The organism is Streptomyces sp. NPDC052225, assembly GCF_040679615.1.
In the GTDB taxonomy this organism is placed as follows: domain Bacteria; phylum Actinomycetota; class Actinomycetes; order Streptomycetales; family Streptomycetaceae; genus Streptomyces.
On sequence record NZ_JBFAVD010000007.1, the window covers coordinates 140,291 to 152,159 of the forward strand.

8 protein-coding genes are annotated in these 11,869 nt (G+C 73.8%); 4 read left to right on the forward strand and 4 right to left on the reverse strand.

The window, feature by feature from the left end; translation table 11 throughout:
* Position 1: 1 nt before the first annotated feature.
* Positions 2–889, reverse strand: coding sequence for an AraC family transcriptional regulator (locus AB0L37_RS13375; RefSeq protein ID WP_365503867.1), 888 nt, complete (start codon positions 887–889; stop codon positions 2–4).
* 162 nt (positions 890–1,051) lie between these two features.
* Between AB0L37_RS13375 and AB0L37_RS13380 the strand changes: the two genes are divergently transcribed.
* Entirely contained in the window at positions 1,052–2,797 is a 1,746-nt protein-coding gene (locus AB0L37_RS13380) for a beta-galactosidase family protein (RefSeq protein ID WP_365503868.1), read from the forward strand.
* A gap of 159 nt (positions 2,798–2,956) precedes the next feature.
* Here AB0L37_RS13380 and AB0L37_RS13385 read toward each other — a convergent pair whose 3' ends face one another.
* On the reverse strand, positions 2,957–6,112 hold the full coding sequence (locus AB0L37_RS13385; protein ID WP_365504235.1) for an endo-alpha-N-acetylgalactosaminidase family protein: 3,156 nt from the start codon (positions 6,110–6,112) through the stop codon (positions 2,957–2,959).
* 309 nt (positions 6,113–6,421) lie between these two features.
* On the opposite strand from AB0L37_RS13385, the gene AB0L37_RS13390 reads away from it, so the two are divergent.
* Both AB0L37_RS13390 and AB0L37_RS13395 read left to right on the forward strand, forming a co-directional pair.
* Positions 6,422–7,327: a hypothetical protein gene (locus AB0L37_RS13390; protein WP_365503870.1), complete on the forward strand. Its 906-nt coding sequence runs from the start codon at positions 6,422–6,424 to the stop codon at positions 7,325–7,327.
* 77 nt (positions 7,328–7,404) lie between these two features.
* Complete coding sequence (locus tag AB0L37_RS13395; RefSeq protein WP_365503872.1) at positions 7,405–8,949, forward strand: ankyrin repeat domain-containing protein; 1,545 nt, start codon at positions 7,405–7,407, stop codon at positions 8,947–8,949.
* Between the two features lie 377 nt (positions 8,950–9,326).
* On the opposite strand, the gene AB0L37_RS13400 is transcribed toward AB0L37_RS13395, so the two are convergent.
* Both AB0L37_RS13400 and AB0L37_RS13405 read right to left on the reverse strand, forming a co-directional pair.
* Positions 9,327–10,271 carry an SDR family oxidoreductase gene (locus AB0L37_RS13400; protein WP_365503874.1) on the reverse strand — a complete coding sequence of 315 codons (945 nt, stop codon included), beginning with the start codon at positions 10,269–10,271 and terminating at the stop codon, positions 9,327–9,329.
* A gap of 1 nt (position 10,272) precedes the next feature.
* Positions 10,273–11,025, reverse strand: coding sequence for an SDR family oxidoreductase (locus tag AB0L37_RS13405; RefSeq protein ID WP_365503876.1), 753 nt, complete (start codon positions 11,023–11,025; stop codon positions 10,273–10,275).
* A 72-nt stretch (positions 11,026–11,097) separates the two neighbouring features.
* Between AB0L37_RS13405 and AB0L37_RS13410 the strand changes: the two genes are divergently transcribed.
* Entirely contained in the window at positions 11,098–11,865 is a 768-nt protein-coding gene (locus AB0L37_RS13410; protein ID WP_365503878.1) for an enoyl-CoA hydratase family protein, read from the forward strand.
* The last annotated feature ends 4 nt before the right edge of the window (positions 11,866–11,869 follow it).

An 11,869-nucleotide genomic window follows, 5' to 3' on the forward strand; every position in this document is an offset into this window, starting at 1 on the left:
ATCACCCTACGTGGAGCATGGGCGGGTCGTCGGGGTCGGGGATCTTGTCGGACCAGCCGCCGGGTACGGCGCGGCCCTGTTGTTCGCGGAAGCGGACGGGGGCGGTGCCGACGCGGCGGGTGAACAGGCGGGAGAAGTAGGCGGGGTCGTCGTAGCCGACGCGGCGGGCGACGGCGGCGACGGGCAGTTCGGTGGCGGCGAGGAGTTCCTTGGCGCGGCCGAGGCGGATGCCGAGGAGGTAGTCCTTGGGGCTGCATCCGGCGCCGCGGCGCACGGCGGTGCGCAGTTCGGCGGGGGTCATGCCGTGCCGGGCGGCGTGTTCGGCGACGGACAGCGGCTGGAAGGCGTCGCGGGCGAGAGCCTGGAGGACGGGGTCGCCGTCGGGGGCCATGTCGGCGCGGGCGCGGCGCAGGGCGACGAGGAGTTCGTGGACGGCGGCGCCGGTCTCGACCTCCAGGAGCGGGTTGCCGCGGCGGGCGGCGCGGGCGATGCGGCCGACGGCGGCGCGGGCCTGCGCGGCGTCGGAGAGGGCGACGACGGGCCGCTCGGGTTCGATGTAGCCGAGTTCGGTGTACGTGGCGGTGGCGGGTCCGGTGAAGTCGACGAAGCACTCGTCCCAGCCGGTGCCGGGGTCGGCGCCGTAGTGGTGGGGGCGGCCGGGGGTGAGCCAGATCAGGGCGGGGGCGGTGAGGTGGGTGCGGCGTCCTTCGGCGTCCTGGTACCAGCCGCTGCCGGCGGTGACGACGACGGCGACGTGGTGGTCGAGGGTGCGGGGTCCGACGGTGGGCAGCAGGCCGTGCTGGAGGCCGACGCCGAGGCAGACGAGGCCGAGGCGGTGGTGGACCGGGCTGGGCGTGAAGTAGCGCATCCAGGTGTGGTATGTGGACATGTGTCCCCTCCCGTGGTGTTTCGCGCGCCTGCCCCTCGGCCGGCGGGAGCCGACAAGAGCCGTCCAACAACAGCCGATCTTTGTCCATGGACCGTGCCGTCCGCCAGAGGTGAGGGTGGCGGCCGGTAGGTGATGCGCCTATCAGGCATGGAGGAGCACGTGATGGCCGAGTTCAGGGTGGGCGAGGACGACTTCGAGGTGGACGGGCGGCCGGTGCGGCTGCTTTCGGGGGCCTTGCACTACTTCCGGGTGCACGAGGAGCAGTGGCCGCACCGGCTGCGGATGCTGCGGGCGATGGGCCTGAACTGCGTGGAGACGTACGTGCCGTGGAATCTGCACGAGCCGCGCCCCGGTGAGGTGCACGACGCGGCGGCGCTGGGCCGCTTCCTGGACGCGGCGCAGGAGGCGGGGCTGTGGGCGATCGTGCGGCCGGGGCCCTACATCTGTGCCGAGTGGGAGAACGGCGGCCTGCCGCACTGGGTGACGGGCGCCCTCGGGTCGCGGATCCGCACAAGGGATGCGGAGTTCTTGTCTTACGTAGAGCGGTGGTTCGGGGCGCTGCTGCCGCATGTCGTGGAGCGGCAGATCGACCGGGGCGGCCCGGTGATCATGGTGCAGGTGGAGAACGAGTACGGCAGTTACGGCTCGGACCACCTCTACTTGCGCGCTCTTGCCGGCCTTCTCGTCGAACTCGGGGTGACGGTGCCGCTGTTCACGTCGGACGGTCCCGAGGACCACATGCTGACGGGCGGTTCGGTTCCGGGGATCTTGGCGACGGCGAATTTCGGCTCCCACGCGCGCGAGGGCTTCGCGACGCTGCGCAAGCACCGCCCCAAGGGGCCGCTGATGTGCATGGAGTTCTGGTGCGGCTGGTTCGACCACTGGGGAGCCGAACATGTCGTACGGGACGCCGGGGACGCGGCGCGGGCGCTGCGGGAGATCCTGGAGTGCGGGGCGTCGGTGAACCTGTACATGGCGCACGGCGGGACGAGTTTCGGGGGCTGGGCGGGCGCGAACCGGGGCGGGGGCGCGCTGCACGACGGGCCGCTGGAGCCGGATGTCACGTCGTACGACTATGACGCGCCGATCGACGAGTTCGGGCGGCCCACGGAGAAGTTCTGGCTGTTCCGGGAGGTGCTGGGCGCGTACGCGGACGGTCCGCTGCCGGAGCTGCCCGGACAGCCGGCGGCGCTCGCGGCGCCGGTCACGGCCGAGCTGACCGCCTTCACGGCGCTCGACGGGGTCCTGGAGGCGCTGGGCGGCCCCGAGGCGGAGTACGCGGTGCCGCCGTCGTTCGAGGAGCTGGACGTGGACCGCGGCCTGGTCCGGTACGCGGTGACGGTGCCCGGGCCGCGGCAGCCGTATCCGTTGCGGGCGGCCGGGCTGCGGGATCTCGCGGTCGTGTACGTCGACGGGGAGCGGGCCGGGGTCCTCACGGAGGCCGAGCCGCAGCTGGCGCGGGATGTCGCGGGGCACGCGCGCGTGGAGCTGTGGGTGGAGTCGCTCGGCCGGGTCAACTACGGCCCGCGTACGGGTGAGTCGAAGGGCATCACGGGCGGGCTGCTGCACGAGCGGCAGTTCCTGCACGGGGTGCGGGCGCGGGGGCTGCGCCTGGACGCGTTCTCCGCCGAGCGGGTGGCGGGGCTGGTGTCGGGGGTGCCTTCCGGTGGGGAACGGGGCCTGTACCGGGGGTCGTTCCCGGTGTCCGGCCCGGGCGACGCGTCGCTGGCCCTTCCCGGGTGGGGGCGGGGGTTCGTGTGGGTGAACGGGTTCTGCCTGGGCCGGTACTGGGCGGCCGGGCCGCAGGGGTCGTTGTATGTGCCGGGGCCGGTGTTGCGGGAAGGGTTGAACGAGGTGTGGGTGCTGGAACTTGAGGCAGGCGGGGAACCTCGGGTCAGTTTGGGGTGACGCGGTCGGCTGCGGGCCGGTGGGGGCTGGTCGCGCCCCGTGGGGCTGCGGCGAAGCCGCATGCTCCAGGGGCGCGGGGAACTGCGCGACCAGCCACGACGCACCCGCAGCCGCCCGCCAAGGGACACCCGGCAGACGATCAAGCGCGCCCGGCGCCGGTCAGGCCACCGTCACCCTGAACGCATCCATGGCGAACTCCGCAGAACCGTCGTCCCCGGTTTTACGCAGACCCACCCAGGCCTCTCCCTTCTCCGGCGCCGTGAACTCGTACGAGAACTCCGTCGGCCCGATAGCGACCGGCAGGTCCTCGCGGGAGAGCTCCTTCGCTGCCGGGCTGTCGACCCCGGTGATCCACGCGTACTGGCCGGCCGTCTCGTTCTCGTAGCGGAAGGAGACGCGATGACGCACGCCCGGCGCGAAGCGGACCGTGTGCGGGACCGTGCGGTAGACGAGGCCGGTGTTCTCGCCGCGGGATTTCAGGGACTGCGTGCCGTCGATGACGTCGTCGATCGCCTTGCCGTTCCAGCCGCGCTGGGTGTACGGGGCGTGGCGTTGCGCGATGTGGGTGCGCGGGTCGGTGGAGCCGCCCGCGTCGCCCTTGACGAAGACGCCCCAGCCCTGCGGCACGTGCTCGAAGTCCTCGTCGGCGAGGGTGCCTTGGGGCAGGGCGGGCGCGGTGGCCCGTACGACGCGGACGTTGTCGAAGCGGACGCGGGCCCTGCCGGACTCGGCGCGCAGGGCGAGGGTGACGGGGCCGCCGCCCTCGGGGACGGTGAAGTACGTGGTCATGCGCTGGAAGCGGGTGTCGTGCTTGCGGTCGGCGGCGACATGGTTGACGGCGGTGGACGTGGTGGTCCAGTTCGCGGCGGTGACGCCGTCCGCGGTGCGGACCTCCAGGGATGCCTTGCGCCGCTCCCCCGCCTTGGCGCCGACCTCGACCTGGACGGAGGCCGCGTAGCTGCCGGGGGCGAGGCGGGTCAGGCGCTGGGCGACCGAGGCGGCGGGGCCCGAGGAGATGACGAGTTCGTGGTCGCCGAGGGCGTTGCGCTCGACGGAGGCGGGTCCGGTGACCGTCCAGCCCTTCAGGGAGCCGGAGTTGAAGCCGGGGTCGTGCAGCGGGGTGCCCTCGCCCCAGGCGGGGTCGCGGTCCAGGTCGGCGCGGTCCTTGTAGAGGACGTAGGGCTGGTCGGCGTCGGCCTTCAGGGTCACGGATCCGCGGTCCACATCCACGTACGAGACGAAGACGCGGCCCTGGTCGGTGAGGCGGTACAGGGCGACGTGCGTGCGGTCCGTCCAGCCGCGCGGCAGGGTCCAACTGCTGGTGCCGCCCCGGGGGTTGTAGTGGTACAGCTTCGGCGGGTCGGTGGCGCGGCGCGGTTCCCACGGCAGCAGGTAGGTGCCGGCGTCGTAGACGAGGCGGTCGTCGGTGGTGATGCGGCGGGCGCCGGTCGCGTCGCTGACGGACGTCTTCGTGTCCCCGTAGAAGGTGATCTCGTGCTCGCCCCAGGTTCTGACGGGCTGGGCCTGGAGGTATTTGGCGGGCAGGGAGTCGGTCCAGATGAGGCGGTAGAAGGACGTCCAGTCGGTCTTGCCGGTCCAGCCCTCGAAGTTGCCCATGCGGGCGATGCCGAGGAGGGTCGGCCACTTGTCGGCGAAGACGTCCTTCTGGTGGTGGCGGATGAAGCGGATGAGCTGGGAGTTGATGCCGCGCGAGGTGTCGGGGCCGTAGTCGGTCTCGGTGGCCCAGTGCGACCACAGGGCGGAGCGTTCGAAGCCGTGGCCCCATTCGGTGGTGACGTTCCAGCCCTGGTCGCGGAAGGTGCGCTGGAGGCGGTCGGAGGTCCAGCCGGACTCGCGGAACACGTCGATGTAGAGGGTGTCGAGGCCGTCGTCGGTGTCGTGGCGCAGGTCGGCGAAGCGTTTGATGATGTCGCCGGAGACGAGGTCGCGGCGCTGGTCGATGCGGTAGGACTGGTCGAGCCAGTCCCACTGTTCGTCGGTCTTGTCGACGAGGGTCTCGGAGAAGGCGTTCGCGACGGGGTAGGACTCGGTGGCGTTGACGTGGACGCCGAAGTCGCTGTTCCACTCCTTGCCCTTGCGGAGAAGGGTGTTGAGGTCGTCGAGGCCGCCCGCGCGCGTGTTGTAGTTGCCCGCGTAGTCGGGGTGGGCGGAGTCGTGGCCCTCGGACTGGTAGCCCTTGAGGAGCGTGTACTGGCGCAGGCCGTCGGTGGCGAGGTGGATCCGCTTGACGTTGTCGAGGGTCGCCAGGAACGGGTTCGTCGCCTGCGAGGCGAAGTTGAACGGGATGTGCGGGACGACGCGCAGGTGCTGTTCGTCGGCGCCGCGGGGGGTGTGGGCGATGTCGCGGAAGGCGGTGGCGGCGTCCTGCCAGTCGACGGTCCCGTCGCCGTTGCGGTCCCCGGTGATGATCACCGTCGCGTACGGGAGGGGCTCGGTGGCGTCGACGGGGGCGGTCGCCGCGCGGTGGGTCCACTGGCCGGGGGCGAGGCGGACCGCGGCCTGTCCGTCGGCGGTGCGGACGGTCTCGCGCCACAGGCGGCCGTTCTCCCAGGTGGTGCCGGCTGCCGAAGTCGGCTTGTCGTAGCTGGTGTTGGTCTCGATGGCGCCGCCGAGGGTGTCGTGGGCGACGACGGCGTACGCGCATCCGGTGGCGGCCTCGGCCGGGCTGTCGGCCTTCGGCGTGACGAGGGTGTCGCCGCTCCTGGCCTTGTCGAGCTGGACCTTGGCGGCGAGCAGGGCGGCGCCGGGCTGGTCGCTGCGGACGGACAGGAGGGCGAGGCCGGGGATCTGGAGGGTGCCGACGCGCAGGGCGTCGGTGTCGGTGAGGCCGGTGACGCGCCAGTCGACGCGGTGGCCTTCGACCGTGATGCGTACGTCGATGACGGCGGCGCCCCCGGCGAGGACGAGCCGGTAGTCGGCGTGGTCGTCGGCCAGGGTGCGCGTCACGGCGGGGGTGTGCGCGGTGCCGTCGATCAGGACGGTGGTGACCGGGTCGGGCTGCGCGTGCAGGACGGCTCCGGTGGCGCGGTCGGTGTAGGAGACGACGGCCGGGAAGCCGGCGGCGACACGGACGTCCAGGTCGTGGGAGCGGATCACGGCGTCCTCGGTGGCGGCGTCGGAAGCGGTGGGGGTGGCGGCGGTCGCGCGGCCGGTCAGGCCGAGCGCGGTGCCCGCCCCGGCGGCGGCGCCCGCGGCGACGACCGCGCGGCGACTGGGCCCGCCGCCGTCCGGGGCCCCCGATCCGGGTGAACGCTCCGGGTTCTGCGGCGGCTGCTGCTGGCCTGTGGGCTGCACGGGCACGGCGCACTCCTTCTCACGGCGGCTGGGGGCGTCGATCACGGCGTCGGTCACGGTGCCGGTCACGGTGCCGGTCACGGCGTCGATCACGATGCGCCGGGTGGGGCGAGGGGGCCCATGGACAAAGGAGGGGCAGGTGTTGGACTAATGCCCCGGCTCCCCGGTCACCAGCGGCTGTCTCCCGTCACCGCTCCCTGCGCCCTGGCGTGCTGTTCGGGGGCGGCGGGCCCGCCGTACTCTGGGAGTCGCCGGGTCCGGGCGCGGGCCCCGGAGCGACACGGCCCGGCGGCCCCTGGGGGTGCGCACGTGGCGAACGGCGGACCGGTGGTGCACGGCTACCCGCATCTGGAGACCGTCCGCTCGGCGGTCACCGCGCTGTACAAGCGCCTCTCGTACGACACCGTGCACACCTTCGCGACGAGCGTCGCCCCGGCGGACGTGGCGTTCTGCGACCAGGACGATCTGCACATGGGGGCGCAGCGGGTGGCGCGCGAACTGGTACGCCACTACCGGCTGCCGGACGCCCGGATGATCGTGAGCTTCCGCGAGATGCAGCACGCGGCGAGCGTCGAACTCGCGGCGGGGCCCGAGTACTTCATCGAGCTGAACGACCGGTTCCGTACGCATCGCAGGGACATCGGGGCGGCGCTCGCACACGAGGTCATGCACGTGTACCTGCACCGCCTGGGCCTGGAGTTCCCGGGCACGCGGGACAACGAGATCCTCACGGACACGGCCGCCACCTATCTGGGCGCGGGCTGGCTGCTGCTCGACGCCTACCGGGAGGACGGGGCGTCGTCGCAGAAGCTCGGCTATCTGACGCCGGAGGAGTTCGGGTACGTCCTGGCGAAGCGGTCGCTGGCGTTCGGGGAGGCGCCGGAGACGTGGTTCACGAGTGCGCAGGCGTACACGGCGTACGCGAAGGGTCTCGCGCAGGCGCGCCGCGACGAGCAGCAGCCGCCGCTGACGGCCGCGGGCTGGGCGGGCCGGCGCCGGTACGCGAAGGACCGCCGCTACGCGCAGGACCACGGGACGCGCGGCCCCGCGCCCGCGGGCCCCTACACGTTCTCGGCGGACGGTCCGCAGGGACGGGGCGGCCTGCGGGTGGCGTTCCCCTGTCCTACGTGCCATCAGCGGATCCGGGTTCCGGTGCGGGGGCGGGTGCGGGCGCGGTGCGGGCTGTGCCGCACGGTCCTTGAGTGCGACACGTAGCCCCACCCTGGTAGCGCCGATGCCCTTTTGCCCGGAATTGCTTTGCGTTCGGGGGGTCAGCGGGTGACGCTCGATGCATGGAAGACGAGCGGAAGGCGGAGGTGTCCGGCCTGTTCGAGGCGGTGCACGACGGTGACGAGGACGCGGTGGTGCGGCTGTTGCGGGCCGGGGTCCCGGGCGAGGTGTGCGACGCGGACGGGGAGAGCGCGCTGTACCGGGCGGCGATGTGCGACGCGCCCGGCATCGTACGACTGCTGCTCGCGGCCGGGGCGGACCCCGACCGGTTGAGCAGCGGTACGGACCTGCCGTTGTGCGGGGCGGCGTGCGGCGGGCACGTCGAGGTCGTGCGGGCGCTGCTCGCGGCCGGGGCGCGGGCCGACGAGGTGGAGCAGGGCGGCTGGCGGGCGCTGACGTGGGCGGTGCAGTTGGGGCACGAGCCGGTGGTGCGGGCCCTGCTCGACGGCGGCGCGGACCCCCGACTCGTCGGCCCGAGCGGGGAGTTGCCGCTGGTGGTGGCCGCGCGGCGCGGATCGGCCGGATGTGTGCGGGCCCTGCTGGAACACGGGGCGGCGGGGCGCGAGGAGGCGCTCGCGCAGGCGCGGCGGTGGCTGGGGGTGGACGTGGCGGAGCGGTTGCGGGCGGAGCTGCTGGCGTCGGCGGCGGGCGACACGTCCCCGGAAGGGGCGCAGGCGCTGGAGGCGGTGGTCCAGCGGTTCCGGGAGGACGGCGGGGTGACGGTCGTCGTCGAACTGCTCGACGGGACGGGACGCCCGACGCGCGGCAACCATCAGCAGACGGGCCATGCCGCGATCGCCACACTTCTGGAGTCCTCCCTCGGCATCGCGACCCCCGCGGCAGAACTGGCCGACCGGGCGGTGCGCTGCGGGGACCCGGACAACGACGACTGGATCGAGTCGATGGAGGTGCTGCGCCGGCGCGGCGACGAGCCGACGTTCCGTGCGGCGGTGGCGTGGTGCGCGGACCGGGACCCGCTGCGGCGCGCCTTCGCTGCGGACGTGCTGGGCCAGTTGGGGACCCCGGGCGCGGACGGGGCCCGCCCGTTCGCCCGCCGGGCGTTTCCGGCGCTGCGGGGTGCGGCGCGGACGGCGGGGGCCGGGGGCGGCGGGCCTGAACTGCGGTCCGTCATCGGCGCGTTGGGCCGGGCCGACGACCCCGCCGCCGCCCCGGAAGTGGTCCGGTTCGCCCGGCATCCGGATTCCGGCGTCCGGCGGGCCGTCGCCCTCGCGCTGTGCGGGCTGACCGGCGGTGCCACCACCCCGGCCGCCCCCGCGGTCGACGCGCTGCTCGGCCTCTGCCGCGACGCCGATCCCGACGTCAGGACGTGGGCCGCGGCCGCACTCGCCGGAAGCGGGGCGGACGGCCGTGCGGTGCGGGACGCGCTGGCCGGGCTGTTGGACGATCCGCGGGACGACGTGGCCGCGGAGGCGGCGCGCGGGCTCGCCGTGCGGCAGGACGGGCGCGCCGTGGACACCCTCGCGCGCCTGCTCGCCTGCGCCGCCCCCGGCGACTACGCGCGGGACGTGGCGCAGGACGGTGCCCGCGCCCTGACCGACGTACGGGTCAGGAACCGGCTGGAGTGGACGCTGCCGCGCCGGAGTTGAGGGGGCGTGCCGGGCTTCGTTGCCGACGGTGACGGCTGGGCCGGGCAGCGGTGGCGGGCGGGTGCGCGAGGCAGCTGCGGTCCTGCCGACCCCGGCGGCCCCTTCGACGAGCACCCGCCGCGGCACACCTCCCCCGGCGTCCCGCCGCACCCGCCGCGGCGTCGGTCCTGCCGACCCCGGCGGCCCCTTCGACGAGCACCCGCCGCGGCACACCTCCCCGGCGCCCCGCCGCACCCGCTGCGGCACACCTCCCCCGGCATCCCGCCGCACCCGCTCCAGCACGGCGAGCGCATCCCCGCGCCCCACGAACAGCCCGGTGCCCACGCGCTCACGCCAGGCCGGAACCCGGCGGCCCGCCCCGGTCTCGACGGGGCTCCTCAAGAAGCCCCGTACACCGCCCCGGGCACCCCCGCCCGCTCCACCAGCTCCCGCGCCGCCTCGCCCGCCCCGGACGGCGTCCACCGCGCGCCCTTGTCGATGGTCGGGCCCGGGCGCCAGCCCTCCATCACCGTGATCCGGCCGCCCTCGACCTCGAAGACGCGGCCGGTGACCCCGGCACTCGGTGCGCCGGAGCCCAGCCACACCACCAGGGGCGACACGTTCGCCGGGGCCATCGCGTCGAAGGCGCCGGGTTCGGGGACCGCCATCGTCTCGGCGAACGTGGCCTCGGTCATCCGGGTCCGGGCGGCCGGTGCGATCGCGTTGACCTGTATCCCGTAGCGGCCCATCTCGGCGGCGGCGACCAGCGTCAGGCCGAGGATCCCGGCTTTGGCGGCGCTGTAGTTGCCCTGTCCGACCGACCCCAACAGGCCTGCTCCGGAGGAGGTGTTGACGACGCGGGCGACGGGGGTGCGGCCCGCCTTCGCCTCGGCGCGCCAGTGGGCGGCGGCGTGCTTGAGCGGCAGGAAGTGCCCCTTGAGGTGGACCCGCAGCACAGCGTCCCAGTCGTCCTCGGCGAGGTTGACCAGCATCCGGTCGCGCAGGAACCCGGCGTTGTTCACGAGCGTGTCGAGCCGCCCGAAGGTGTCGACGGCCGCGGCGACGAGCGAGGCGGCGCCCTCGGACGTCGCGATGTCACCTCCGTGGGCCACGGCGTCGCCGCCCGACGCCCGTATCTCGTCGACCACGTGGGCCGCCGGGCTGTCGGGCGCGGGCTGTCCGTCGAGCCCCACCCCCAGGTCGTTCACGACGACCTTCGCCCCTTCTGCCGCGTAGGCGAGCGCATGGGCCCGGCCGAGGCCGCGCCCCGCTCCGGTCACCACAACCACGCGCCCCGCGCACAGCCCGCCGCCGCCCACCGTCGACCCACCCTGCTCCGTCATGTCACGCCTCCTTGTTGACCGTTGCCGCGTCGAGAAAGGCGGGGCGCTCCCCGCCGCCGTGCACGAGCAGGCTCGCCCCGGTGATGTACGCGGCGGCGTCCGACGCCAGGAACACCGCCGCCTCGCCGATCTCGCGGGGTTCGGCGAGCCGCCCCAGCGGCACCGTCGCGCCGACGGCCGCGATGCCCGCCTCGTCCCCGTAGTGCAGGGACGAGAGTTCGGTGCGCACCATGCCGAGGACCAGCGTGTTCACCCGTATCCCGGGGGCCCATTCGACGGCCATCGACCGTGCCAGGTTCTCCAGGCCCGCCTTCGCCGCCCCGTATGCCGCGCTGCCCGGTGAGGGCCGGGTGCCGCTGACACTGCCGATCATCACGATCGATCCGCGGGCGGCGGCGAGGTGTTCGCGCGCGGCGAGGGACGCGGTCAGCGGTGCCGTCAGGTTCAGCTCGATGACGCGGGCGTGCCGCTCGGCGTCGCTCTCGCCGAGCATCCGGTAGGGCGTCCCGCCCGCGTTGTTGACGAGGACGTCGACCTGGTCGAGGTCGGCGAAGAAGTCCCGTACGGCGGTGGGATCCCGCAGGTCGAGCGGCCGGAACTCGCAGTCGTCCGGCGGTACTTCGGGCGGTCTGCGGGCGCAGACGATGACGCGCGCCCCGGCCCGCGCGAAGGCGCTCGCGATCCCCGCGCCCACTCCCCTGGTGCCGCCCGTCACCACAGCGACCCGCCCCTTCAGGCTCTCTCCCCGACCCATTCCACTGACCCCCGTCCCCTGCTACGGTCATGCTCACCAAACAAACGTTAGGTGGAAAGGTAGCTGAGCGCCATGGGTGTCTCCACCTCCTCACCCGAAAAGGGGATCGCCGTCGTCACGGTGGACTTCCCTCCGGTCAACGCGCTGCCGGTGCGCGGCTGGTACGACCTGGCGGACGCGGTGCGTGCCGCCGGTCGCGACCCGGATGTGCGCTGCGTGGTGCTGACGGCCGCCGAGGACAGCCGGGGGTTCAGCGCGGGGGTGGACATCAAGGAGATGCAGCGCGAGACCGCCGCGCCGGGCGGCGGCCACAGCGCGCTGCTCGGCGCCAACCGCGGCTGCTACGAGGCGTTCTCGGCGGTGTACCAGTGCGAGGTGCCGGTCGTGGCGGCCGTCGCCGGGTTCTGTCTGGGCGGCGGCATCGGCCTGGTGGGGAACGCGGACGCGATCGTGGCGAGCGACGACGCCACGTTCGGCCTGCCGGAGCTGGACCGGGGCGCGCTCGGCGCGGCCACCCATCTCTCCCGCCTGGTCCCCCAGCATCTGATGCGCGCCCTGTTCTACACCTCGCGCACCGCGACGGCCGCCGAGCTGCACGCGCACGGCTCGGTGTGGAAGGTCGTCCCGCGCCCTGAACTCAGTGCGGCGGCACTGGAGTTGGCCCGCGACATCGCCCGCAAGGACGGCCATCTCATCCGCCTCGCGAAGGCCGCGCTGAACGGGATCGATCCGGTCGACGTCCACCGCAGCTACCGCTTCGAGCAGGGCTTCACCTTCGAGGCGAACCTCAGCGGCGTCGCCGACCGGGTCCGCGACACGTTCGGACAGGAGGGCACATGACCAT